Annotated in this window: 22 protein-coding genes; 18 read left to right on the top strand and 4 right to left on the bottom strand. The window is 69.4% G+C overall.

All coding sequences use genetic code 11. The features are described 5' to 3' along the window. Positions 1-7: 7 nt before the first annotated feature. Entirely contained in the window at positions 8-1,786 is a 1,779-nt protein-coding gene (locus HFGMBDPB_RS00780; RefSeq protein ID WP_212644719.1) for an IlvD/Edd family dehydratase, read from the bottom strand. Positions 1,787-1,989: 203 nt separating this feature from the next. Between HFGMBDPB_RS00780 and HFGMBDPB_RS00785 the strand changes: the two genes are divergently transcribed. From HFGMBDPB_RS00785 to HFGMBDPB_RS00815, 7 genes are all read left to right on the top strand, one after another. Further along, positions 1,990-3,018 (top strand): Bug family tripartite tricarboxylate transporter substrate binding protein, encoded by a 1,029-nt coding sequence (locus tag HFGMBDPB_RS00785; RefSeq protein ID WP_212644720.1) that lies wholly within the window; start codon positions 1,990-1,992, stop codon positions 3,016-3,018. A gap of 150 nt (positions 3,019-3,168) precedes the next feature. Next, positions 3,169-4,110 (top strand): AraC family transcriptional regulator, encoded by a 942-nt coding sequence (locus HFGMBDPB_RS00790; RefSeq protein WP_212644721.1) that lies wholly within the window; start codon positions 3,169-3,171, stop codon positions 4,108-4,110. A gap of 130 nt (positions 4,111-4,240) precedes the next feature. Further along, complete coding sequence (locus tag HFGMBDPB_RS00795; RefSeq protein WP_016448373.1) at positions 4,241-4,825, top strand: carboxymuconolactone decarboxylase family protein; 585 nt, start codon at positions 4,241-4,243, stop codon at positions 4,823-4,825. Then, positions 4,815-5,903, top strand: coding sequence for an acyl-CoA dehydrogenase family protein (locus HFGMBDPB_RS00800; RefSeq protein WP_016452686.1), 1,089 nt, complete (start codon positions 4,815-4,817; stop codon positions 5,901-5,903). The genes HFGMBDPB_RS00795 and HFGMBDPB_RS00800 overlap by 11 nt, the downstream gene beginning before the upstream one ends. Next, the gene (locus HFGMBDPB_RS00805) at positions 5,900-6,715 is read left to right on the top strand and encodes an ABC transporter ATP-binding protein (RefSeq protein WP_013800535.1); all 816 of its coding nucleotides are present in this window, start codon (positions 5,900-5,902) and stop codon (positions 6,713-6,715) included. Before HFGMBDPB_RS00800 ends, HFGMBDPB_RS00805 begins: the two co-directional genes overlap by 4 nt. Positions 6,716-6,804: 89 nt before the next feature. Continuing rightward, complete coding sequence (locus HFGMBDPB_RS00810; protein WP_212644722.1) at positions 6,805-8,046, top strand: ABC transporter substrate-binding protein; 1,242 nt, start codon at positions 6,805-6,807, stop codon at positions 8,044-8,046. After that, the gene (locus HFGMBDPB_RS00815) at positions 8,043-8,801 is read left to right on the top strand and encodes an ABC transporter permease (protein WP_016452684.1); all 759 of its coding nucleotides are present in this window, start codon (positions 8,043-8,045) and stop codon (positions 8,799-8,801) included. The genes HFGMBDPB_RS00810 and HFGMBDPB_RS00815 overlap by 4 nt, the downstream gene beginning before the upstream one ends. A 22-nt stretch (positions 8,802-8,823) precedes the next feature. Here HFGMBDPB_RS00815 and HFGMBDPB_RS00820 read toward each other — a convergent pair whose 3' ends face one another. Continuing rightward, entirely contained in the window at positions 8,824-10,410 is a 1,587-nt protein-coding gene (locus tag HFGMBDPB_RS00820) for an Ig-like domain repeat protein (RefSeq protein WP_212644723.1), read from the bottom strand. 229 nt (positions 10,411-10,639) lie between these two features. Here HFGMBDPB_RS00820 and HFGMBDPB_RS00825 point away from each other — a divergent pair, with 229 nt between their 5' ends. The 3 genes from HFGMBDPB_RS00825 to HFGMBDPB_RS00835 all read left to right on the top strand — a co-directional run bounded on the left by HFGMBDPB_RS00825 (position 10,640) and on the right by HFGMBDPB_RS00835 (position 12,673). After that, entirely contained in the window at positions 10,640-11,392 is a 753-nt protein-coding gene (locus tag HFGMBDPB_RS00825) for a helix-turn-helix transcriptional regulator (RefSeq protein WP_043790986.1), read from the top strand. 396 nt (positions 11,393-11,788) lie between these two features. Continuing rightward, complete coding sequence (locus HFGMBDPB_RS00830) at positions 11,789-11,956, top strand: Com family DNA-binding transcriptional regulator (RefSeq protein ID WP_080649906.1); 168 nt, start codon at positions 11,789-11,791, stop codon at positions 11,954-11,956. 9 nt (positions 11,957-11,965) lie between these two features. Next, positions 11,966-12,673 carry a hypothetical protein gene (locus tag HFGMBDPB_RS00835; RefSeq protein ID WP_016452681.1) on the top strand — a complete coding sequence of 236 codons (708 nt, stop codon included), beginning with the start codon at positions 11,966-11,968 and terminating at the stop codon, positions 12,671-12,673. A 75-nt stretch (positions 12,674-12,748) separates the two neighbouring features. Here the strand turns inward: HFGMBDPB_RS00835 and HFGMBDPB_RS00840 are convergent, their stop codons facing one another. Beyond that, complete coding sequence (locus HFGMBDPB_RS00840) at positions 12,749-13,000, bottom strand: DUF2191 domain-containing protein (RefSeq protein ID WP_502757455.1); 252 nt, start codon at positions 12,998-13,000, stop codon at positions 12,749-12,751. A 166-nt stretch (positions 13,001-13,166) separates the two neighbouring features. Between HFGMBDPB_RS00840 and HFGMBDPB_RS00845 the strand changes: the two genes are divergently transcribed. From HFGMBDPB_RS00845 to HFGMBDPB_RS00860, 4 genes are all read left to right on the top strand, one after another. Further along, complete coding sequence (locus HFGMBDPB_RS00845) at positions 13,167-14,840, top strand: VRR-NUC domain-containing protein (protein ID WP_212644724.1); 1,674 nt, start codon at positions 13,167-13,169, stop codon at positions 14,838-14,840. Beyond that, complete coding sequence (locus tag HFGMBDPB_RS00850) at positions 14,837-17,191, top strand: helicase C-terminal domain-containing protein (RefSeq protein WP_212644725.1); 2,355 nt, start codon at positions 14,837-14,839, stop codon at positions 17,189-17,191. Before HFGMBDPB_RS00845 ends, HFGMBDPB_RS00850 begins: the two co-directional genes overlap by 4 nt. A gap of 79 nt (positions 17,192-17,270) precedes the next feature. Continuing rightward, entirely contained in the window at positions 17,271-17,624 is a 354-nt protein-coding gene (locus tag HFGMBDPB_RS00855; RefSeq protein WP_012207609.1) for an energy transducer TonB, read from the top strand. Between the two features lie 66 nt (positions 17,625-17,690). Further along, the gene (locus HFGMBDPB_RS00860; protein WP_016452676.1) at positions 17,691-18,080 is read left to right on the top strand and encodes a VOC family protein; all 390 of its coding nucleotides are present in this window, start codon (positions 17,691-17,693) and stop codon (positions 18,078-18,080) included. A gap of 33 nt (positions 18,081-18,113) precedes the next feature. Here HFGMBDPB_RS00860 and HFGMBDPB_RS00865 read toward each other — a convergent pair whose 3' ends face one another. After that, positions 18,114-19,898 (bottom strand): monovalent cation:proton antiporter-2 (CPA2) family protein, encoded by a 1,785-nt coding sequence (locus HFGMBDPB_RS00865; protein ID WP_017405210.1) that lies wholly within the window; start codon positions 19,896-19,898, stop codon positions 18,114-18,116. A 139-nt stretch (positions 19,899-20,037) separates the two neighbouring features. Between HFGMBDPB_RS00865 and HFGMBDPB_RS00870 the strand changes: the two genes are divergently transcribed. The 4 genes from HFGMBDPB_RS00870 (at position 20,038) to HFGMBDPB_RS00885 (ending at position 23,225) form a co-directional block, all read left to right on the top strand. Then, positions 20,038-20,898 (top strand): ABC transporter ATP-binding protein, encoded by an 861-nt coding sequence (locus HFGMBDPB_RS00870; RefSeq protein ID WP_126311024.1) that lies wholly within the window; start codon positions 20,038-20,040, stop codon positions 20,896-20,898. A gap of 6 nt (positions 20,899-20,904) precedes the next feature. After that, the gene (locus HFGMBDPB_RS00875; protein ID WP_212644726.1) at positions 20,905-21,744 is read left to right on the top strand and encodes an ABC transporter permease; all 840 of its coding nucleotides are present in this window, start codon (positions 20,905-20,907) and stop codon (positions 21,742-21,744) included. A gap of 5 nt (positions 21,745-21,749) precedes the next feature. Continuing rightward, entirely contained in the window at positions 21,750-22,565 is an 816-nt protein-coding gene (locus tag HFGMBDPB_RS00880) for an ABC transporter permease (protein WP_043796569.1), read from the top strand. A 189-nt stretch (positions 22,566-22,754) separates the two neighbouring features. Then, positions 22,755-23,225 (top strand): RidA family protein, encoded by a 471-nt coding sequence (locus HFGMBDPB_RS00885; protein WP_212644727.1) that lies wholly within the window; start codon positions 22,755-22,757, stop codon positions 23,223-23,225. The last annotated feature ends 31 nt before the right edge of the window (positions 23,226-23,256 follow it).

A 23,256-nucleotide genomic window follows, 5' to 3' on the forward strand; every position in this document is an offset into this window, starting at 1 on the left:
GCGCCGACTATTCACGCCGGCCGGGAATGGTGCCGCGCTCGGTGGCGCAGCGCAGGAAGTCGAAGTCCACGCCCTGGTCGGCCTGGTTCACGGTGGTGAGGAAGAGCTTGCGGTAGCCGCGCTCGGCCGTGGGCACGGCCACCGGCTGCTCGCGGGCGCGGCGGGCCAGTTCCTCGTCGCCGACCTGCAGCGTCAGCTCGCGGCGCGCCACCGACAGCGTGATGCGGTCGCCATTCCTCACATGGGCCAGCGGCCCTCCCACGGCCGATTCGGGCGTGACGTGCAGCACGATGGTGCCGAAGGCCGTGCCGCTCATGCGCCCGTCGGAGATGCGCACGATGTCCTTGACGCCGGCCCGCGCCAGCTTGCGCGGGATGGGGATGTAGCCGGCCTCGGGCATGCCGGGCGCGCCCTTGGGGCCGATGTTCTTGAGCACGAGGATGTCGTCGGCCGTCACGTCCAGGTCGTCGCTGTCGATGCGGTGGGCCAGGTCGGCCGCGTTCTCGAAGACCACGGCGCGGCCTTCGTGCTCCATGAGCTGGGGATGGGCGGCCGACTGCTTGATGATGGCGCCGCCCGGCGCGAGGTTGCCGCGCAGCACGGCGATGCCGCCCTGCGGGTAGATGGGGTTGGAGCGCGGGCGCACCACGTCCTGCGCAAAGCCGGGGCCCGCGCGATCGATCTCTTCGCCCAGCGTGCGGCCGGTGACGGTGAGGGCGTCCAGGTTCAGCAGGGGCTTGAGCTCGCGCAGCAGCGTGGCCATGCCGCCCGCATGGTGGAAGTCTTCCATGTAGTGGTCGCCCGAGGGCTTGAGGTCCAGCAGCACGGGCGTGTCGCGGCCCATGCGGTCCAGGGCCTGCAGGTCGATGTCATAGCCCATGCGCCCCGCGATGGCGGCCAGGTGCACGAGCCCGTTGGTGGAGCCGCCGATGGCCAGCAGCACGCGCATGGCGTTCTCGAAGGCGGCGGGCGTGAGGATTTTGTCGATGGTCAGGCCCCCGCGCGCCATGCGCACGGCCTCGGTGCCGGTCTGCTCGGCAATGCGGATGCGGTCGGCCGTGACGGCGGGGGGCGAGGCGCCGCCGGGCACGGTCATGCCCAGCGCCTCGGCAATGCAGGCCATGGTGCTGGCCGTGCCCATGACCGAGCAGGTACCCACGCTGGCCACCAGCTGGTTGTTCACGTCGGCGATCTCTTCGGCGTCGATCTCTTCGGCGCGGAACTTGCCCCAGTAGCGGCGGCAGTCCGTGCAGGCGCCCACGCGCTCGCTGCGGTGCGAGCCGGTGAGCATCGACCCGGTGATCAGCTGGATGGCCGGAATGCCCGCCGAGGCCGCTCCCATCAACTGGGCCGGCACCGTCTTGTCGCAGCCGCCGATGAGCACGATGGCATCCATGGGCTGGGCGCGGATCATCTCCTCGGTGTCCATGGACATGAGGTTGCGCAGGTACATGCTGGTCGGCGCCGAGAAGCTTTCGTGCACCGAGATGGTGGGAAAGTCCATGGGCAGGCCGCCCGCCAGCATGACGCCGCGCTTGACGGCCTCGATCAGCTGGGGCGCGTTGCCGTGGCAGGGGTTGTAGCTGCTGCCCGTGTTGGCAATGCCGATGACGGGGCGCTGCAGCGCCGAGTCCGTATAGCCCGCGCCCTTGATGAAGGCCTTGCGCAGGAACAGCGAAAAGCCGCGGTCGCCGTAGTTGGTCAGGCCCTTGGAGATGCCCGTGGCCGCATCGGCGGGGGCGATGTCATGGCCTGGAGCGCCATCGGGAGTCTTGGGGTCGGTCATGGGTGGGGTGCTTTGCAGAGGGTCTTGGCGGGGTCGGAAGGCAGGCGCTGCCTTGTCGTGGGGCAGGATAGCGGCGGATGCTGCGGATTATTATCGTCGTTATCACCTATATTATTAATAATCTATCTGGCCAACCATGCAGCCGTGCCCGGCGTGCGTGCCGGGCATGTTTTTCCGACACAAGACAAAAGGAGGAGACACCCATGGTTGTTGCTGCATCCCGCATCCGTCGCATTCATGCGCCCAACCGGCGCGCCGCCCTGGCTGCGGCGCTGCTGGCCGCGCTGGCGCTGGGCCCAGGCCTGGCCACGCCCGCGCTGGCCGACGGCGCCTATCCGGCCCGGCCCATCAAGCTGGTCGTTCCGTACACGCCCGGGGGCGCCACCGACGTGATCGGCCGCGTGGTGGGGCAAAGGCTCTCGCTGGCGCTGGGCCAGCCCGTGGTGGTGGAGAACCGGGCCGGCGCGGCCGGCAACCTGGGCGCCGCAGCCGTGGCCAAGGAAAGGCCCGATGGCTATACGCTGCTGCTGGGCGCGCTGACCAGCCATTCCATCAACAGCGTGCTCATGCCTGCCACGGCGGGCTTCACCATGGACAAGAGCTTCGCGCCCATAGCCGTGGTGGGCCGCGTGCCGCTGGTGATCACCGTGGGGCCGTCGGTGACGTCGGCCAATCTGGCGGAGTTCATCGCGCTGGCCAAAGCGAAGCCGGGCGGGCTGAACTACGGCTCCTCGGGCAATGGCTCACCCCAGCATCTGGCGGCCGAGCTGTTCAAGCGGCAGGCCGGCGTGCCGCTGACGCACGTGCCCTACAAGGGCAGCACGCCCGCGCTCAACGACCTCATGGGCGGCCAGGTGGATGTGGTGTTCGACACCCTGCCCGCCACGCAGGGCTTCATCAAGGGCGGGCGGCTGCGCGGCCTGGCCGTGACCACGGCGCAGCGCGTGCCCTCCATTGCCGACATTCCCACCACGGCCGAGGCCGGGCTGTCGGGCTTCGAGGTGACGTCGATGTTCGGCCTGCTGGCGCCTGCGGGCACGCCCGCGCCCATCGTCGCCCGGCTCAGCGGCGCGCTCAAGGAGGTGATGGGGCAGCAGGAAGTGAAGGACGCCCTGGTCGCCCAGGGCGCCATGCCCACCTTCACCACGCCTGCCGAGGCGCGCATGCAGATCGCCAAGGAGGTGAGCCGCTGGTCGGCCGTGATCAAGGAGTCGGATATCAAGCCGGACTGAGGCCGGGTGCGGGGCGGGGCCGGGTGGGGCCGCGCTGATATCGGTAAGGGCACAAGCATATGCCCAAAGATTCGTTCCCCCGCGCGTGCATCGTGGCGATACTGGCCGGCCGCATTCCCTCCACCGCCTCAGCTTTTTCACCGCCGCACCGTGCTACCCGACCCAGTCCCCGACAGCGCGGCCGAAGCGCAGGTCGATCGCGTCATCGACGGCCTGCTCAACGGCCTGCAATGGCGCGCCAGCGTTTTCCATGTGGGGCAGTACTGCGGGCGCTGGCGGGCCTCCACGGCGGGGCGCGCGCGGGCCAGCTTTCACCTGATCCTGGACGGGCGCTGCTGGCTGCACCTGCCGGGCCAGCCCTCGGTGGAGCTGCAGCCGCGCGACGGCGTGTTCCTCTCGCGCGACGTGCCGCATTTCATCTCGCCCTATGCCGACCCGGACATGGCCTGCGCCCCGCAGGCCATGCGCCCCGCCACGGGCGATGCCGGCATCGGAGAGACGGCGCTGGCCTGCGGCTTCTTCACCTTCGAGGGCCCCATGCGCGGCCTGCTGGTCGATGCCTTCCCCGACCATCTGGTGCTGCGCGGCGACGACCATGCGATGAGCGGCGCCTCCATGCTGTTCGACCTGATGCGCGCCGAGGCGCTGCGCACGGGCACCGAGCCCTCGGCCGTGATGGACCGGCTGGTGGGCCTGCTGTTCTTCTACGGCCTGCGCCAGCTGGCGCATGGCGATGCGCGGGCGCGCGGCATCTGGAGCCTGCTGCGCCGGCCGGGCTTTGCGCCGCTGGTGGCCGAGCTGCTGCGCGAGCCGGCCCGCAACTGGAGCGTGGCCGACATGGCCGCGCGCGTGTGCCTGTCGCGCGCCACGTTCTTTCGGCAGTTCGCCGAGGCCTGCGGTCAGCCGCCCCAGCAATTCCTGCTGCTGCTGCGCATGCAGCTGGCCGCGCGCCGCCTGGCCCAGGGCGACGCGATAGGCCAGGTGGCCGAGGCCGTGGGCTACGAGTCCTACGCGGCATTCTCGCGCGCCTTCAAGCGCGTGATGGGCGAGCAGCCCGGCGCCTGGCAGCGCGCGCAGGCACGCTGCTGCTGAGCCGGCATCCGGGCCCGCCGCATCTGCCTGCGGGTTGACACGTTCGGGCATAAATCCGCGACGCGGCGGCATTGATGGCAAGGGGGGCGCGGCCGATCATGAAGGCATTCCTTCATTCCTGCAAAGCACCATGGCACGCCTGACCCTGCACACCCCGCAAACCGCCCCTGAAGCCAGCCGCCCCTTCGTGGAGCGCGCCCTGGCCGGCAACGGATTCCTGCCCAACCTGATCGCCATCCTGGCCAACTCGCCCCAGGCGCTGGAGACCTATGTGACCGTGGGCCAGATCAACGCGCGTGCCCAGCTCACGCTGGCCGAGCGCGAGGTGGTGCAGATCACGGCGGCGCGCATCCATGGCTGCGACTTCTGCGTGGCCGGCCACACCAAGCTGGCCTTCAAGCAGGCCGGCCTGACCCAGGCCGAAGTGGTGGCGCTGCAGGACGGCCGCGACACGGGCCAGCCGCGCCTGGACGCCGTGCGCCGCTTTGCCGAAGCCGTGATCGCCACGCGCGGCGCCGTCGCCGACGAGGCCCTGGCCGCCTTCCATGCGGCAGGCCTGAGCGAGCAGCAGGCGCTGGAGGTGGTGCTGGGCATCAGCCTGGCCACGCTGTGCAACTTTGCCAACAGCCTGGCGCAAAGCCCCGTCAACCCGCAGCTGCAGCCCTATCTGCCCGAACAGTTCCGACAACCGCAGGAGAACGCACATGCTGGCTGATTCGCTGCGGCAGTGGCTGGACGCCCATGCCGACTCCCTGGACGAAGGCCCCGCGCATGCGCACGAAGTGCTGCCCCGGCTGGCGCAGCACGGCCTGTTCGGCCTGGGCGTGCCCGTGGCCGAGGGCGGGCAGGGCGGCAGCCTGGGCGATGCGCTGGAGGCCATTGCCGGCGTGGCCGGGCATTCGCTGACGGCGGGCTTCGTGTTCTGGGCGCAGCGCGCCTTTGTCGAATACCTGCTGCAGTCGCCCAACGCGGCGCTGCGCCAGCGCTGGCTGCCGGGCCTGCTGCAGGGCACGCAGGCGGGCGCCACGGGCCTGTCCAACGCCATGAAGTACCTGGGCGGCATCGAGGCCCTGCAGGTCGAGGCCACGCCCGTCGGCTCCGGCAACGCCGACGGCCTTGCACTGCGCGGGCGCGTGCCCTGGGCCACCAACCTGGTGCCGCCGGGTCGCTTCGTGGTGGCCGTTGCCGTCTCGCGCAGCGACGGTGCAAAGCCCTTCGTGGCCGCGCTGCCCGGCGATGCGGCGGGCCTGCAGCGCAGCGCCGACCTGGACCTGATCGCGCTGCGCGGCAGCCATACGGCGGCGCTGTCCATCGAGGGGCTGCAGATCGGTCCGGCCGATGTGATCCATGCCGACGCCAACCATTTCCTGCCGCGCGTGCGGCCCGCCTTCATGGGCCTGCAGCTGGGGCTGTGCATCGGGCTGGCGCGCGCCTCGCTGGCGGCGGCCTCGGCCCGTGCCGGCGCCGGGCGCGATGTGCTGGGCGGCCCGCTGCAGCAGCAGCGCCACGCGCTGGAGCTGGCCACGGCCACGCTGCATGCGGGCCTGTCCGACGGGCGTTTTCTTGACCGACCTCAAGCCCTGTTCCGCCTGCGCCTGGAATTGAACGACATCGTGCAGCAGTCCCTGCAGCTGGAGCTGCACGCCAGCGGCGGGCGCGCTTATCATCGCGACCAGCCGCTGGGATTTGCGCGCCGTTGGCGCGAGGCGGCCTTCATCCCCATCGTGACGCCCAGCGTCACGCAGCTACAGGGCGCGCTGGCTGGCGCAGCCCTGGCAACCACCAGTTCATGACCCAGACGGAAGCTTTCTCCCCTGACGCTCCCGCGCCCGTGCTGCAGGCACGCGGCGCGGGCTTTGGCTATGCGCCCGGCAAGGCCGTGTTCGAGGACATCTCCCTGAGCATTGCCCCGCGCGAGATCGTCTGCCTGCTCGGCGGCAGCGGCTGCGGCAAGTCCTCGCTGCTGCGCGTGCTCGGCGGCCTGGAGTCGCCGGACGGCGGCGCCTGGAGCCGGGGCGAGCTCCAGTTCCTCGGCCAGCCGCTGACCGCGCCGCACCCGCGCGCGGGCTTCGTGTTCCAGCAGCCCAGCCTGCTGCCCTGGCTGGACGCGCGGCGCAACGTGGGCTTCGGCCTGGACTTCGAGCGCCAGCCGAAGCTGGAGGCCGAGGCCCGCCGCCAGCGCGTGGAGCAGGCGCTGCAGGCCGTGGGCCTGGGCGGCAGCGGCGCGCTCTATCCCTCGCAGCTGTCGGGCGGCATGGCCCAGCGCGTGGCCCTGGCGCGCGCCCTGGCGCGCGAGCCGCAGCTGCTGCTGGCCGACGAGCCGTTCTCGGCCCTGGACGCCATCACGCGCGCCGAGATGCAGGAGCTGATGGTGGACGTGGTCCACCGCTGGCACACGGCGGCGCTGCTGGTCACGCACGACATCGACGAGGCCATCCTCGTGGGCGACCGCATCCTGCTGATGGGCGGGCGGCCCGGCCACATCGTGCGCGAATGGCGCGTGGACATTGCGCGCCCGCGCGAGGACCAGGCCGCCGCCGTGACCGCGCTGCGGCTGGACATCCTCTCGGCCCTGCACGGCGTGCGCCATGCGGCCCAGGCCTGATCCGGCTCGCCTGCCTGCCCGCCTGCCGATCCGCCTGCAGATCCGCCATTTCTTCGACTTCAACCATGCTCTTCTGAAAGGTCTTTCGCATGAGCTTCCAGGACCACCCTTCCTACACCCACATCTGCGCCTCGTCGGACTGCGGCTGCGGCCTCACGCGGCGCGACATGCTGCGCCTGGGCGCGCTGGCCACGGCCTCCGTGGCCGCGCCGCTGCTGGCCGCAGGCGATGCGCGCGCCCAGGCCTTCAAGGGCGATGACCAGCCCGTGAAGATCGGCTACCTGCCCATCACCGACGCCACGCCGCTGCTGGTGGCCCACGGCAACGGCCTGTTCGAGGCCGAAGGCCTCAAGGCCGAGGCGCCGCGCCTGTTCCGCTCCTGGGCCCAGATCGTCGAGGCCTTCGTCTCGGGCCAGGTCAACGTCATCCATCTGCTCACGCCCTCCACGCTGTGGGTGCGCTACGGCGCCAAGTTCCCCGCCAAGATCGTGGCCTGGAACCACGTCAACGGCTCGGGCCTGACCGTGCTGCCCGAGATCCAGAAGGTGCAGGACCTGGGCGGCAAGACCGTGGCGATCCCGTTCTGGTACTCCATCCACAACATCCTGCTGCAGGACGTGCTGCTCAAGGCCGGCCTCACGGCCGTGACGCGGGCGCGCGGCGGCGCCATCGCGGCCAACGAGGTCAACCTCGTCGTGCTGGCACCGGCCGAAATGGTCTCGGCCCTGGCCGGCAAGTCGATTGCGGGCTTCATCGTGGCCGAGCCCTTCAATGCCGCCGCCGAGATCGCGGGCGTGGGCAAGATGCTGCGCTTCTCGGGCGATGTCTGGAAGGACCACGCCTGCTGCGTCACCTTCCTGGCCGAGCGCGATATTGCCGACAAGCCCGAATGGGCCCAGCGCGTGACCAATGCCGTGGTCAAGGCCCAGCTGTGGACGCGCGACAACCGCCTGGCCGCCGCGCGCCTGCTGTCGAGCACCGGCGAGCGCCGCTATACGCCGCATCCGCAGCAGACGCTGTCCAAGGTGCTGGCCGCCACCGACTACGCCAGCTACGAGGCCAGCGGCGTGGTCGTCAACAAGGGCTGGCACCAGCGGCGCATCGACTTCCAGCCCTATCCCTATCCCTCGTACACCGAGCAGCTGGTGCGCGCCATCAAGGCCACCAAGGTCGAGGGCGACACGCGCTTCCTCGACAAGCTGGAGCCCAGGTTTGCGGCCACCGACCTGGTGGACGACCGCTTCGTGCGCAAGGCCATCCAGGCCGTGGGCGGCCCGCAGGTCTTCGGCATTCCGGCCGATTTCTCGCGCCGCGAAACCATCGTGGTGTGATCCAGGTGTTGCGACGTATTGGATTGCCGCTGCTGGGCGCGGCCCTGGTCCTGGCCCTGTGGTGGGTGGGCGGCGCGCTGCTGGCGCGCAGCACGCCCGTGGCTGCGGCCTTCGCGCCCTGGCCTTCCCTGCAGGCGCTGGGCCAGCTGCTGACGGGCGCCGACATCTGGATGCACACCTTGCTGAGCCTGCAGCGCGTGGCCGTGGGCCTGCTGCTGGCCTTCGTGGTCGGCGTGCCGCTGGGCGTGCTGGTGGGCCTGTCGCGCGGGTTCTCGCAGGCGTTCTCGCCCGTGTTCCAGTTCCTGCGCATGATCTCGCCGCTGTCGTGGATGCCCATTGCCGTGATGGTGCTGGGCGTGGGCGACGCGCCCGTGTACTTCCTGCTGGCCTTCGCCGCCGTCTGGCCCATCCTGCTGAGCACGGCGGCCGGCGTGGCCCAGCTGGACCGCAACTGGCTGCTGCTGGCGCGCAGCCTGTCGGCCACGCGCACCGAGACCGTGCTGCGCGTGGTGCTGCCCGGCATCACGGCCCAGATCCTCACGGGCGTGCGCCTGGCCATCGGCATCATCTGGATCGTGCTGGTGCCCGCGGAAATGCTGGGCGTATCGGCCGGCCTGGGCTACTTCATCCTCGACACGCGCGACCGCCTGGCGTATTCGGAGCTGATGGCTGCCGTGGTGCTGATCGGCGCCCTGGGCTATGCGCTGGACCATGCGGCTCGGTGGCTGCACCAGCGCTGGATGCATTCGGCCTGAGGCCTGCGGGCAGGCGGTGGCATCAGGTGCCGTGCACGCGGCGCAGCCGCAGTCCTGCCCATCCCGTCAGCACGGCGCACAGCAGCACTCCCCAGGGGCCCAGCGCGGGCACGGGGGTGGCTGTGGCCGGGGCCGGGGCTGCGGGCTCCACGGTCTGGGTCCATGCGCCGCTGTCCGCGGCGAGATAGTTCGCATCGCCGCCGTACCGGGCCACGATGGCATGCGGGCCGGCCGCCGTCAGTTGGGTGGTGGCGATGATGGCCCTGGCATTGGACAAACCCGCCGTGCCCAGCGATAGGCCGCCAGCCAGGATTTCGACCGTTCCCGTGGGGACGGCGGCGGTGCCCAGGGAGACATCGGGTGCGACCACCACGGAGAAGGACAGCGACTGCCCGGAGCGCGAGGGATTGGCGCTGGAGGTCAGCGTGACACGGGAGGGGCCCTGTCCCACCGCCGCCATCTGCACCGCCTGCGGAGCCGCGTCATGGTCCGCATCGCCGAGCTGGCTGGCGTTGATCGTGCATGTCCCTGCGGCCTGGAAGCGGATGGTGCTGCCGGAGGCGCTGCAGATCGCCGCGGTCAATGCATCCACGGCGAACATGACGGGGTTTCCCGAGGCGCCTCCGACGGCGGCCACGTCATAGGTATCCCCCACCCGTGCGCCGGCCGGTGGTGCCGTGGTGAAGGTGATGGCCTGCGGCGCTTTGGCGATGGCACCTGCCGCCGCCGGGCAACTGGTATCGCTGGCCGGCCAGTAGCGATTGCCCGTCCCCGTGAACGTTTCGCCGCCACAGTTGTTGCCGGGCGCGTTGTTCGTGATCTGGTTGCCGTGGAGTGTGCGGGGGCGGGTGAGGGTGAACGAGACGCCGGCACCCGAGCCCGGAGACACCAGCACGTTGCCGGTGACGGTGCTGTCGGTCATGGTGGTCGGCACCCCGCTGCGCAGGCCCCCGCCCAGCGTGCGGGCCGTGTTGCCGGACAGGCGGCTGCGCTCCACCGTCAGCGAGCCGCTGCCCGTGCTGTAGATGGCACCGCCCTGTCCCCCTGCCTGGTTGCCGCTGAACACACTGTCCACGATGGTCACCGTGCTGTCGCGGCTGTACAGTCCCCCGCCGTTGATGCCGGCCGTGCTGTCCTGCACCACGCTGCGCTCCAGGCGCAGGGTGACGCCGTTGTCCAGGTAGATGGCGCCGCCGTCTTCACCGGCGGCGGTCTGCCCGCCGCGCAGTGTCAGGCCGCGCAGCGTGAGCTGGACACCGCTGCCCTGGGCCGACACCAGGCGGGAGGCATTGTCCCCATCGAGCGCCACCCGCTGGTCCCCGTCGATCGTGATGTCCGAGGTGGTGAAGTTGAGGTCGATGGAATGGCCTGCCAATGCAATGGCGGTGAGGCTGCCTGCCGGAAAGACGGCCGGGTCGAACACGATGGTGTCCGCGCCATTGCCCGATATGCATGCGCCGTTGCCCCAACTGCCGTCATCCATCTGGGCACTGGTCAATGCCTCATTCAGGCTGCAGTCCGCTGCACCGGGCGTGTTGTCCGTGGTATTGACCACGATGGTCGCGGCCTGGCCATTGAGTGCCAGGAGGCTGCACAGCGCGCCAGGCACTGCCAGAAGCCGGAGGCGTCGAAGGGGTCTGTGAAGAAAAGCGTGCACGGTTCCTCCCGTTGCGCTGCGTGTCCCGGGCAGACCCGCGCGCTGTTGTTGCGGACCGCGTGACCTTAGCTTTCTGCGAAGATCGTGAAAATGTGCCGACGGCACATCGCAGGCCTGAAAATGCGGCCTCAGCCGGCCCACCTATCGCCAGCACCTCGAGCACGCCATTGGATTTCGCGACATGACCCTGTCAACGCAGCAACTGGGGCAACTCAATCAGGCCATCCTCGCGGTGCACGGCGCGCCCGATCTGCACGCGCTGGCCACGCATTTGCTGCACGCGCTGCGCCTGGTGGTGCCGGGTGACATTCGGGTGGTGGATTTCTCCGGCATTGCGGAAGTCCGTGGCTACACGGCCTACGATCCGGTGCGGGCCATTTCCTCCGAAGTCAACGCTGCGGTGCACCGGCATCTGGCCGACAACCCCTTGTATCGGCAGCGCCAGACGCAGGCCGCCAGCATTTCCGACCTGCTGACTCGCGGGCAATGGCAGAGGACGGCGCTCTATGCCCAGGCCTACTCCCAGGTGGGCCAGCAGGACGGACTCGCGCTGGACGTGGAACTGGGCCACGGAGCGATGCTGACCCTCAATGTCACACGCGCCTCGCGCGGCTACACCGCGGCGGAGCGCATGGCGCTGACCTTGCTGGGGCCGCATGCGCAGGCGCAGTGGCGGCGCCTGAGCCAGCAGCAGCGAATCAGCCAGGCGGCATGGCAGGCGCTCTCACCGGGCTCGCCGGCTGCCGACGTGCTGAGTCCGCGCGAACGTGAAGTGCTGCAATGGGTCGCCAACGGCAACACCAACGCAGAAATCGCCACCATGCTGGAGTTGCGTGCAGGCACGGTGAAGCGGCACCTGGAAAACATCTACCGCAAGCTGGGAGCCGCCAATCGGCAGGACGCCTTGTCGAGGATGCGCAGGCCGGATTTCTAGCGCGTGTCGCGCGCTTGTGCGAACCCGCGCGTGCGCCGTGCGCGGGGCCAGCCCTTCGAGAAGCAGGGAAACCGGCCCTACGGCAAGACGCTCCGGCAGGCAATGCCAAACCGCTGGGCCAGCGCGTGCAGGCGCCTGTCTCGCGACCACAGGCTTGCTCGACGTAAGCGGTGCAGCCACGTCCGGCACAGTTTTACCTACAGGTTTCGCGCCAGCACAATAAAAGTCCGCCCAAGCCATACGGCGGACTTCCTGAAATCCACTGTGCCGAGGCCTCATGTTTTGTTTTGCCAGTTGCTCTCCTGTCGGCTTCAACGCCGTCCTTCTCAGCGGCGGTACGTTGCCATTTCTGGTGTCCGACGGCATGTTGTTTCAACCATTGCAGTGAGGCAGCGCATGGAGCAGGAAGTGAGATGCGCGAACTGCAATCGAAAGCTCGCCATGGGCGTCTTTCAGCTACTGAACATCAAGTGCCCGCGTTGCGGCACGTTGAATTCCCTGAGGGTCCAAGCGAACCCCCCACCCGAGTGCCGCCGAGCGCCTTCGACTCCATCCATTGAATAGGAGGCCTCCATGGCTCAAGTTTCCAAGGTTCTCGTCTCGGATCAGTACATGCCGCCGGACAACATCCAGCAGTACAAAAGCACGACGGGTTTCCCTCTTGTTTACGATTCGCGGCATATCAATCCGCATGCGCTCGTGTTCGACAACACGGGGCGTCCTGCCAACTACAACCCTGCCAACAACCGCCACACCATCGTGATGGATGTGCGCTTCAGCGATGGCTATCTGGCCGCTTGCCACATGGGCATCATTGCCAGGCACAAAGGCTCATACAGTGTGGCGGGTGACAACCGTGGCGGTGCTGTCATTGCGGGCAATTGGGGCTATTCGCCAGGCAGCGTGGCGCTTGAGGAAATTGAGATCACCAACACCAAGGACAACGGTGACTCGCACCATCGTCCGTCCGCTCAATATCCGCGTGGTGCCATCGGCGAGGCCAAGCTCGAGGAACTGCGCTGGTATCGACTGGTGATCGAAAGCATTTCCAAGAACGGCAGCATCGGCCACGCAGTCCGGGCAACGGACAAGAGTACGGGCCAGACCGTATTCAGCCTGCCAACCTTCTGGTCGGATTACTCGGCCAACTATGACTCCCGTGACGCAGGCAAGGTGGTGTTGTTCAGCATCAGTGATCCCAACAAGCCTGCCGCCGGCTTTGTCTATACACGCCTGATCAGCTATTGGTCGGATGCTGACGAGGTGATAGCCAATCCGTAAGTGATCTGAGAGCGGGTCCCAGGGCAGCGTGTAGCCGTATCGCCGCCATGCCCTGGTCCTCCTGGCAGGGGGTGGTCAATACGCATGCTGCCATGCGTTGCGCATCGTGCTGCCTTTGGTGGAAAGCCAGTCTGTAGGCGAGGGCCAGCGATACGCAATCTCCTGGGAATCCGGCATATCGGTTGCCCTGCCGCCAAGTGCTGCGAGGCGTTTGACTGCCTGCACCCTCACGAAAGTTCTGAGGACCTGTTGGAACAGAGCTGCCTCGTCCATGCCTGGCTCCAGCATCTGCAGGGCTTCTTCGTACAAGGCATCGTCGATCGTCACGGTGATCCGCATGGCGGGCCCTCTGTCATCAAAACAGATGCAATTCTGGGCTTGCGCCAGCCTGCAGACAAGCGCGCTTCCCTCCGAAGTGGTCACTCCTGTTTTGCTATGATGACTGTATAAAGATACAGTTTCGAGCGGCCTGGCTGCCCGATCTGCCAGGCCCATGCTCCCTCCCCACCGCTTCTACTACCTGCACAACTTCCAGCGCGCGCTGGACTGGATTGGCCAGCGTTACGGCGATCTGCTGGACGCGCCCGAGCAGGCATTCCTCACCCGTTTCACGCAGCTGCCCCAGCCCTCGCAGGCGCTGATGGTGCGTTTGCTGATGCGGCGCGGGCCGTGGTTTCGGGCCGGCAAGCTGGTGTACGAAGAAATTCCCGGCATTGCCGAGGCAGCCGCGCCCCTGCTGGAGCTGGGCTGGCTGGACGCGGACCACCCCATGGCGCTGGAGGAGCTGTTTGCGCTGCACACCAAGCCCGAGCTGCTGCAGCTGTTCGCAGGCGCACCCATTCACTCAGGCCTGCGCAAGGCCGAGCTTTTGCAGGCCCTGCAGCCTCTGCATGAGGCGCCCAGGCCCTATGCGCAATGGCACCAGGGCGTCGGAGCCGGCGAAGCCGCCTGGCGCGTGATGGTGGGTGCGCTGTGCGAGCGCTTTCGGCTGATGTTCTTCGGCAATCTCTACCAGGACTGGTCGGAATTCGTGCTGGCCGACCTGGGCGTGTTCCGCTACGAGGCCGTGGCCTTCGATGCGGCGTCGCGGGCCTTCCAGTCGCGTGCCGATGTCGATGGCTACCTGGCCCTGCAGGCCTGCCGCGCGGCGCTGGATGAGGGCGTGGAGATCGATGCGCTGCTGCAGCAGGTGGCCGGCTGCGCCAGCGGCAATGCCTGGCTGGAGCAGCGCCGCGCCAAGGTGCTGCTGCGCATAGGCCAGGCCTGCGAACGCATGCAGGACTGGGAGCGTGCCGAGCAGGCCTATGCGCAAAGCCGCTACCCCGGCGCCCGCCACCGGCGCATGCGTGTGTACGAGCGCATGGAGCGCTTTGCCGATGCCATGGCGCTGGCCCAGGCCGCCCAGGCCCAGCCCGAGAGCGACGAGGAGCTGCAGCGCGTGGCGCGCATGCTGCCGCGCCTGCGCCGCAGCCTGGGGCAGGGCGCACGCGGGCGTGCGGCGGCGCTGGCGCCCGTGGTGGCGCAGATGCGCATGGACGTGGAGCTGGAGCTGCCGGCGCGGCCCGCATCGGTCGAATACGTGCTGCGCGACCATTGGCACAGCGACTCCGCGCCGGTGTTCTACGTGGAGAACGCGCTCATCAACTCGCTGTTCGGCCTGCTGTGCTGGCCGGCCATCTTCGCGCCGCTGCCGGGCGCCTTCTTCCACCCGTTCCAGAGCGGCCCGGCCGACCTGTCCGCGCCCGACTTCGTGCAGCGGCGCGCAGCCTTGTTCGAGGAATGCCTGGCGCATCTGGACGATGGCAGCTGGCGCGAGGTCATCGTGCAGCGCCATGCCGACAAGCAGGGCCTGCAGTCACCCTTCGTGTTCTGGGGCACGCTGAGCGCGCCGCTGCTGGCGCTGGCGCTGGACTGCATTCCAGCCGCCCACCTCAAGCTGTTCTTTGCGCGGCTGCTGCGCGACGTGCAGGCCAACCGCACGGGCTTTCCCGATCTGGTGCGTTTCTGGCCGGCCGAGCGCCGCTACGAACTGGTCGAGGCCAAGGCCCCCGGCGACAAGCTGCAGGACAACCAGATCCGCTGGCTGCAGTACTGTGCCGAGCACGGCATTCCCGTGCGCGTGTGCCATGTCCAGTGGCGCGGCCAGCCGCTGGGAGAGGCCGCGTGAGCTACACCGTGGCCGTGCGCGCGCTGTGCGAGTTCACGGCACGCGCGGGCGACCTGGACCTGCGCTTCACGCCCGCGCCCAGCGCACTGGAGGGCATGGCCGGCCACAGCCTGGTGCAGTCGCGCAGGGGCAAGGACTACGAGACCGAGATCAGCCTGGCCGGTGAATACGGCGACCTGCGCGTGCGCGGCCGCGCCGACGGCTTCGACGCCGGGGCTGGCCAGCTCGAGGAAATCAAGACCTACCGGGGCCAGATCGAGGGCGTGCGCGCCCACCACCGCGCCCTGCACTGGGCCCAGGCGCGCATCTACGCCCATCTGCTGTGCCAGGCGCGCGGCCTGCAGCGGCTGCGCGTGGCCCTGGTGTATTTCAACGTGGGCAACTCGGAGGAAACCGTGCTGGTGCAGGAGGAAGACGCGGCCACGCTGCGCGCCTTCTTCGAGCAGCAATGCGCGCTGTTCCTGGACTGGGCGCGCAGCGAGGCCGCCCATCGCGCGGCGCGCGAGGCGGCGCTGGCCGCGCTGCGCTTTCCCATGCAGGGCTTTCGCGCGGGCCAGCGCGAGCTGGCCGTGGCCGTCTACCGCGTGGCGCGCGGGCAGCAGGGTGGCCAGTGCCTGATGGCGCAGGCGCCCACGGGCATCGGCAAGACGCTGGGCACCATCTTCCCCATGCTCAAGGCCATGCCGGACCAGGGCCTGGACCGGCTGTTCTTCCTCACGGCCAAGGGCACGGGCCATGGCCTGGCGCTGCAGGCGCTGGCCAGCGTGAACCGGCAGATCGCCGAGCAGCACCAGCCACCGCCGCCGGAACCGGCTGCGCCGCAACCGCTGCCCGCGCCGTCCGCGCCACCCGCAAGGCTGCGCGTGCTCGCCATCCTGGCGCGCGACAAGGCCTGCGAGCATCCCGACAAGGCCTGCCACGGCGACTCCTGCCCGCTGGCGCGCGGCTTCTTCGACCGCCTGCCCGCCGCGCGCGCCGCTGCGCTGCAGCAGGCGCCCTGGGACCCGCCTGCCGTGCGTGCCGTCGCCCTGGCGCACGACATCTGCCCCTACTACCTTGCCCAGGAACTGGTGCGCTGGAGCGATGTGGTCGTGGCCGACTACCACTACTTCTACGACAGCGCCGCCATGCTGTACGCGCTCACCCAGGCCCAGCAATGGAAGGTGGGTGTGCTGGTGGACGAAGCCCACAACCTGCTCGAGCGCGCGCGCCGCATGTACACGGCCGAGCTGTCGCAGTTCGCACTGGCGGCCGCCCGCAAGTCGGCCACCGGTGCCGTGCGCAAGGCGCTGGACCGGTTCAGCCGAAGCTGGAGTGCGCTGAACAGGGAGCAGACCGCCAGCTACCAGGCCCATGAGGAAGTGCCCGCAGGCCTGCTGGGCGCCGCGCAGCGCGCCGTGGCCGCCATCGCCGACGCCAATGCCGACAGCCCCATGCTGCCCGGCGACCCCGTGCTGGATTTTTACTGGGAGGCGCTGCAGTTCATGGCGCTGGCCGAGCAGTTCGGCGGCCATGCGCTGTTCGATGTCCACCTGCTGCCCGGGCGCCCAGGCCCCCGTCGCACGCCGGCATCCACGCTGTGCATACGCTGCGTGGTGCCCGCGCCCCACCTGGCGGCACGCCATGCGGCGGCCCATGCCTCGGTGCTGTTCTCGGGCACGCTGAGCCCGCCGCACTTCTACCGCGACATCCTGGGCCTGCCCGAAGGCACGCACTGGCTGGAGGCCGAATCGCCCTTCCAGGCCGACCAGCTCGATGTGCAGGTGGCCGGCCACATCTCCACGCGCTACCGCGACCGCGACCGTTCGCTGCGGCCCATCGCCGATCTCGTGGCCGCGCAGTACGCGCGCCGGCCCGGCAACTACCTGTGCTTTTTCAGCAGCTTCGACTACCTGCAGCGCGTGGCCGAATGCCTGCAGCGTGCCCATCCCGATCTGCCGGTCTGGCTGCAGACCCCCTCCATGGACGAAGAGGGCCGCGCGGCCTTCCTGGCCCGCTTCACCGAAGCCGGTCAGGGCGTGGGCTTCGCCGTGCTGGGCGGGGCGTTCTCCGAGGGCGTGGACCTGCCCGGCGAGCGCCTCATCGGCGCCTTCGTGGCCACGCTGGGCCTGCCCCAGGTCAATCCCGTGAACGAAGAGATGAAGCGCGCCATGGACCGCCAGTTCGGCGCGGACAAGGGCTATGACTACAGCTATCTCTACCCGGGCCTGCGCAAGGTGGTCCAGGCCGCAGGCCGCGTCATCCGCAGCGAGCGCGACCGCGGCGTGGTCTTTCTCATCGACGACCGCTATCGGCGCGGCGAGGTGCAGGCGCTGCTGCCGCGCTGGTGGCGGGTGGAGGGCATGCGATGATCCGGGGCCGCACCAGTCCGCGACTGCCATCCCATCCCCATCCAGTCCCCCATCCCGCCCCCATCCAGGAGCCTTCCGAATGCCCCGCATGCGCTGCGCCATCCTTGCATTGACCCTGGGCCTGCTGGCCGGCGGCCCGGCTGCGGCAGGCGTGGTGCAGCCTGTGCCTGACAGGCAGGCCAGCGAGAACAAGATGCCGGCCTATCCCAAGGAAGCCAGGCGGCTGGAGCAGGAAGGCAAGGTGGTGCTGCGGGTTCTGGTGGGCGCCAGCGGAAAGGCACTGGCCGTGGATGTGGCAGACAGCAGCGGCTATCCTCTGCTCGACCAGGAGGCGCTGGACGCCGTGCGGACGTGGCGCTTTGTCCCCGGCACGCGCGACGGCGTGCCGGACAGCATGTGGACGCGCGTGCCCGTCACCTTCCTGCTGAAATAGCGGCATGCCGGTGGTGGCAGGTGTGTACCCGGTGCGTGCCCTGCGCAGCGACACAAGGAGCATTCCATGAAGATCGTCATCACCAGCGTGCTCGTCGACGACCAGGACAAGGCCCTGGCCTTCTACCGCGACGTGCTCGGCTTCGTTCTCAAGCACGACATTCCCATGGGCGGCGACGCGCGCTGGCTCACCCTGACATCGCCCGGCGATGCCGATGGCGTGGAGCTGCTGCTCGAACCCGACATGCACCCGGCCGCCAGGCCGTTCAAGACCGCCCTGCATGCCGACGGCGTGCCGGCCACCTTCTTCGGCGTGGACGACGTGCAGGCCGAGTACGAGCGCCTGAGCGCGGCCGGCGTGTGCTTCACCAGGCCGCCGACGCATCTGGGGCCGGTCACGATTGCGGTGTTCGACGACACCTGCGGCAATCTCATACAGATCAACCAGCGGCATTGAGCGGGGCCTGCGGCCCCTGCGGCCCTTGCGCGCTCAGTCCCTGGCGGTGGGCTTGTCGTGCCGGGGCGGATCGATGCGCTCGATATTGCCCAGCAGCAGCGCGCGCCCCGCAAAGGTGCCGCCGGCGGTCTCCAGCGCAAAGCGCTCGGTGTCGCGGCCGCGCACTTCGGACTCCAGCGTCCGGGCCTCGTCCTCGGTGGCGCCCAGGGCCAGCACGGCGTGGCGGCCCATGAGCAGGGCGGACTCGAAGCTCTCGCGTACGACATGGTCGGCGTCCTTCTGGATCAGCTCCAGCGCGTGCTCTCGGTCATAGGCGCGCACGATGAGGCGGGCGTGCGGGCATTCGTGGCGCACATTCTCCACGATGCGCGTGGCGGCGGCCTTGCTGTCCACGCAGACCAGGATGGCGCTGGCATGGCTGGCGCCGGCCGCATGCAGGATGTCGGCGCGCGCGCCGTCGCCGAAGTAGACCTTGAAGCCGTAGGGCTCGGCGTTGCGGATCACGTCGGGGTCGTTGTCGATGATGGACAGTCTGGCCCCATGCGCCAGCGGCCCCTGGCTGGCGATCTGGCCCACGCGGCCGAAGCCGATGACCAGCACGTTGCCGCGCAGGTCCTGCGGCGCCTCCACGCCGTCCAGCGACACGGCCTGGGCGCCGGCCAGGCGCTTGTGCAGCACCACCACCAGCGGCGTGATGGCCATGGACAGCACGACGATGGCCGTCATGTTGGCATGCACCTCGGGGCTGAGCACCTTGAGCTTGAGCGCCTCGGCAAACAGCACGAAGGCGAACTCCCCGCCCTGGGCCATGAGGATGGCGCGGTCCAGCGCATCGGCATGGCTGCTGCGCGCCACGCGGGCCACGGCATAGATGCACAGCGCCTTGCCCAGCATCAGCGCCACCACGCCCATGCCCACGATGCGCCAGTTCAGCGCCACCACCTCCAGGTTCAGTGCCATGCCCACGCCCAGGAAGAACAGGCCCAGCAGCAGGCCGCGGAAGGGCTCCACATCGGCCTCCAGCTGGTGGCGGAACGAGGATTCGGACAGCAGCACGCCCGCCACAAAGGCGCCCATGGCCATGGACAGGCCGCCCATCTCCATCAGCAGGGCGGCGCCCAGCACCACCAGCAGCGCGGCGGCCGTCATCACCTCGCGCGCCTTGGCCTTGGCCAGGATGCGGAACAGCGGGTTCAGCAGCCACAGGCCCGCGCCCACCAGCGCGCCCAGCGACAGCAGGGCCACGCCCGCGCGTTGCCACAGGGGCGAGGTGGCCACGGGCGCCGCATCGGCCGGCGCCAGAAAGGCCACGGCGGCCAGCAGCGGCACGATGAGCAGGTCCTCGAACAGCAGGATGGAGACGATGCGCTGGCCGCGCGGCGCCAGGATGTCGCCACGCTCGGCCAGCACCTGCATGACGATGGCCGTGGAGGTCAGCACGAAGCCCGCGCCGCTCACGAAGGCCACCTGCCACGGAAAGCCGAAGGCCATGCCCACGCCCGTGAGCAGCAGCGCGCACACCACCACCTGCAGGCTGCCCAGCCCGAAGATCTGGCCGCGCAGATCCCACAGGTGCGAAGGCTTCATCTCCAGCCCGATGACGAAGAGGAACATCACCACGCCCAGCTCGGCCACGTGCAGGATGGTCTGCGCGTCCGTCACCAGGCCCAGCCCGTAGGGGCCTATGGCCAGGCCAGCGGCCAGGTAGCCGAGCACGGCGCCCAGGCCCAGCCGCTTGAACAGCGGCACGGCCACCACGGCGGCCCCCAGCAGCGTGACGATTCCTACGAGCTGGCTTGCATTGCCTTCAGCGGCCATGTTGTGTTTCCTTTGTGCGTGCGTGCGGCAAGGCGGATTTCCATCCGCGAATTTGCGCGCAGGATAGCAAAGCCCGGTCCTGTGTAGAATCGCGCCCCCTCTGTGCCCCCCCTCTGCGCTTACCTCACCGCCCAGCGCCATGCCCCAGATCCTCGTCCACGACCTCCGCAAGACCTACCGCATCCATGAGCGCGACCCCGGCGTGATGGGTGCGCTGCGCGCGCTGGTGCATCCGCGCCATCGCACGGTGCAGGCGCTGGATGGCGTGTCGTTCGCACTGGAGCGTGGCGAGCTGCTGGGCTTCATTGGCCCCAACGGCGCGGGCAAGTCCACCACCATCAAGATCCTGTCGGGCATCCTGCGGCCCGATGGCGGGCGCGTGGAGGTGGACGGGCGCGACCCCTTCGCCGACCGCCAGCGCCATGTGGGCCGCATCGGCGTGGTCTTCGGGCAGCGCTCGCAGCTGTGGTGGGACCTGCCCGTGGGCGATGGCTTCAACCTGCTGCGCGACCTGTACCGCGTCGATCCCGCACGCTACGGGCGCACGCGCGACGAGCTGGTGGCGCTGCTGAACCTGGAGCGCGTGCTGGACCAGCCCGTGCGCCAGCTGTCCCTGGGCCAGCGCATGCGCGCCGAGATCGCCGCGGCCCTGCTGCACGAGCCCGAGATCCTGTTCCTGGACGAGCCCACCATCGGCCTGGACGCACCCTCCAAGCTGGCCGTGCGCGAGTTCGTGCTGCGCGCCAACCACGAGCGCGGCACCACGGTGCTGCTGACCACGCATGACATGCACGACATCGAGGCGCTGGCGCGGCGCGTGATCGTCATCGGCCATGGCCGCGTGCTGGCCGACTGCGCGGTCGATGCGCTGCGCGCCCAGGTGGTGGCAGCGCAGGGCGAGGGGCGTGGAGGTGGTGATGGCGAAGGCAATGGAGAAGACATGGCCATCGAGGCCGTGATCGCCCGCTTCTACGCCATGCACGGAGCGGCCGAAGGCTGAGCCGGCATGACGCTGCGTGAACTCCTGCGCCCCTATGTGGCGGCCTTTGCATCGCGGTTCCTGGTGATGCTGCAGTACCGCACGGCGGCCTACGCGGGCTTTGCCACGCAGTGCTGGTGGGGCGCCATCAAGACCATGGTGCTGGCGGCGTTCTACGGCAGTGCCTCGGCATCGGCCGGCGCGCCCATCTCGCTGGAGCACGCCATCACCTACACCTGGCTGGCCCAGGGCCTGTTCGCGCTGCTGCCCTGGAGCGGCGACCCCGACGTGGCCCTGGCCGTGCGCACGGGCGCCATCGCCTATGACCGGCTGCGGCCCGTGGATGCCTATGCGCTGTGGTTCGTGCGCTCGGCGGGCTGGATCGCTGCGCGCGTGCTGCCACGCGTGGCGCTGATGGTGGCGTTTGCAGGGCTGGCCCTGCCGCTGATGGGGCTGGGCGCCTGGGGCTGGCAGCCGCCGGCCGGCTGGGCCGCAGGCCTGGGCTTTACCGCATCCATGCTGCTGGCGCTGCTGCTGTCCACGGCACTGGTCATGCTGCTGAACGTTGCCGCTGCCGCCGCGCTCAATGAAAAAGGCATCAACACGCTGGCCGCGCCCGTGGTCATCGTGCTGTCGGGCAACCTGCTGCCGCTGGCGCTGATGCCCGACGCCTGGCAGACCGCGCTGCTGCTGCAGCCGCTGGCGGGCGTGATGGACATCCCTGCGCGCATCTATTTCGGCCAGATGGCCGGCGCGCAGATGCTGGCCTGCCTGGCGCTGCAGGTGTTGTGGATTGCCGTGATCGTGGCCCTGGGCCGCGCGGCCATGGCGCGCACCATGCGCCGGCTCGAAGTGCAGGGCGGGTGAGCGCCATGGCCAAGCAAAAAGGATCGCTGTCCATGTTCCTGCGCCTGGCGCTGGCCTCGCTGGGCGGGCAGGCGCGCTACCCGGCCTCGGCGCTGATGCTGACCCTGGGCCAGTTCCTGGTCACGGGCATCGAGGTCATCGCCGTCTGGGCGCTGTTCCACCGGTTTGGCGAGGTGCAGGGCTGGCGCATCGGCGAAGTGGCCGTGTTCTATGGCCTGGTGAACTGCATGTTCGCCCTGGCCGATGCGCTGGGCCGGGGCTTCGACGTGCTGGGCACGCAGTTCCTGCGCACCGGCGCCTTCGACCGCCTGCTGCTGCGCCCGCGCCCCGTGTGGCTGCAGCTCATGGGCCATGACGTGCGCATCAGCCGCCTGGGCCGCCTGCTGCAGGGCCTGCTGGTGCTGGGCTTTGCCACGGCCCAGGGCGCCGTGGTGTGGACGCCCCAGGCCGTCGCCGTGGCGCTGTTCGCCGTGGCGGGCGGCGTGGCGCTGTTCCTGGGCATCCTGGTGCTGCAGGGTGCGCTCTCGTTCTGGACCGTGGAAAGCCTGGAAGCCGCCAATGTGCTGAGCTACGGCAGCGTCGAGGCCGCCCAGTACCCGCTGGCCCTGTACGCGCAGTGGTTCCGCCGCCTGCTGACCTTCGCCGTGCCGCTGGCCTGCGTGGCCTACTACCCGGCGCTGGCCGTGCTGGGCAAGCCCGACCCGCTGGGCGCGCCGGCCTGGCTGGGCTGGGTCTCGCCGCTGGCCGGCTTTGCCTTCCTCTGGCTGGCCTCGGGCGCCTGGCGCATGGGAGTGAGGCATTACGCGTCCACGGGCAGTTGAAGCCGCCGCAGGCGCCGGTGCGCCACAGGCTCTGCGCGCAGGCGCTCGCGGCGTTGCAGCGCTTGCCAAGGCATGAGCCTTGGCGGCGCACTGCGCCTTGCGATCACCAGCGTGCAGAACCAACGCGGGTACTTAAAAGTGCATAACACGCTCTAGACTGCGCGCTTGCCTTACTCCGGACACCAGACCATGACAGCAGATGAACGCTTCGCCCAGGCCGCCCTCGAGCTCGGCCACCGCTTCGATGGCGAGATCAAGATAGGCGGCAACTACAGCCCCGTCGTGCGCGACAGCCAGCAGCTGTTCGTCAGCGGGCAGATTCCCCGCGTGGGCGATGAAGTGCTCTACGTGGGGACGGTCGGCGCCGGGATCGACCTGGCAACGGCCAGAACGGCCGCCGCCATCTGCGCCATGCGGGCCCTGGCCTTCGTGCAGCGCGCGGCCGGCTCGCTCGATGCCGTGCGCGCCGTTGCACGCATCACCGTCTATGTGCGCTCGGCGCCCGATTTCACCCAGCAAAGCGAGGTGGCCGATGGCGCCTCCGACCTCATCGCCCGGGTGCTGGGCCCCGTGGGTGCCCACACGCGCACTTCGGTGGGCGTGCTGCAGCTGCCCAAGGGCGCGGCCGTGGAGCTGGACCTGATCGCCCGCGTGGACTGATCGCGCTACCCCTATCCCTATTCCTATCCCT

Origin of the sequence: Delftia sp. PE138, from assembly GCF_018320755.1 — a bacterium.
Lineage (GTDB): Bacteria > Pseudomonadota > Gammaproteobacteria > Burkholderiales > Burkholderiaceae_C > Comamonas > Comamonas tsuruhatensis.

Coding starts and splice junctions, on each gene's coding strand:
- HFGMBDPB_RS00845 (WP_212644724.1), top strand. CDS start 13,167: ATGCTCCCTCCCCACCGCTTCTACTACCTGCACAACTTCCAGCGCGCG.
- HFGMBDPB_RS00855 (WP_012207609.1), top strand. CDS start 17,271: ATGCCCCGCATGCGCTGCGCCATCCTTGCATTGACCCTGGGCCTGCTG.
- HFGMBDPB_RS00880 (WP_043796569.1), top strand. CDS start 21,750: ATGGCCAAGCAAAAAGGATCGCTGTCCATGTTCCTGCGCCTGGCGCTG.
- HFGMBDPB_RS00860 (WP_016452676.1), top strand. CDS start 17,691: ATGAAGATCGTCATCACCAGCGTGCTCGTCGACGACCAGGACAAGGCC.
- HFGMBDPB_RS00875 (WP_212644726.1), top strand. CDS start 20,905: ATGACGCTGCGTGAACTCCTGCGCCCCTATGTGGCGGCCTTTGCATCG.
- HFGMBDPB_RS00795 (WP_016448373.1), top strand. CDS start 4,241: ATGGCACGCCTGACCCTGCACACCCCGCAAACCGCCCCTGAAGCCAGC.
- HFGMBDPB_RS00810 (WP_212644722.1), top strand. CDS start 6,805: ATGAGCTTCCAGGACCACCCTTCCTACACCCACATCTGCGCCTCGTCG.
- HFGMBDPB_RS00835 (WP_016452681.1), top strand. CDS start 11,966: ATGGCTCAAGTTTCCAAGGTTCTCGTCTCGGATCAGTACATGCCGCCG.
- HFGMBDPB_RS00800 (WP_016452686.1), top strand. CDS start 4,815: ATGCTGGCTGATTCGCTGCGGCAGTGGCTGGACGCCCATGCCGACTCC.
- HFGMBDPB_RS00805 (WP_013800535.1), top strand. CDS start 5,900: ATGACCCAGACGGAAGCTTTCTCCCCTGACGCTCCCGCGCCCGTGCTG.
- HFGMBDPB_RS00780 (WP_212644719.1), bottom strand. CDS start 1,786: ATGACCGACCCCAAGACTCCCGATGGCGCTCCAGGCCATGACATCGCC.
- HFGMBDPB_RS00830 (WP_080649906.1), top strand. CDS start 11,789: ATGGAGCAGGAAGTGAGATGCGCGAACTGCAATCGAAAGCTCGCCATG.
- HFGMBDPB_RS00885 (WP_212644727.1), top strand. CDS start 22,755: ATGACAGCAGATGAACGCTTCGCCCAGGCCGCCCTCGAGCTCGGCCAC.
- HFGMBDPB_RS00865 (WP_017405210.1), bottom strand. CDS start 19,898: ATGGCCGCTGAAGGCAATGCAAGCCAGCTCGTAGGAATCGTCACGCTG.
- HFGMBDPB_RS00870 (WP_126311024.1), top strand. CDS start 20,038: ATGCCCCAGATCCTCGTCCACGACCTCCGCAAGACCTACCGCATCCAT.
- HFGMBDPB_RS00785 (WP_212644720.1), top strand. CDS start 1,990: ATGGTTGTTGCTGCATCCCGCATCCGTCGCATTCATGCGCCCAACCGG.
- HFGMBDPB_RS00825 (WP_043790986.1), top strand. CDS start 10,640: ATGACCCTGTCAACGCAGCAACTGGGGCAACTCAATCAGGCCATCCTC.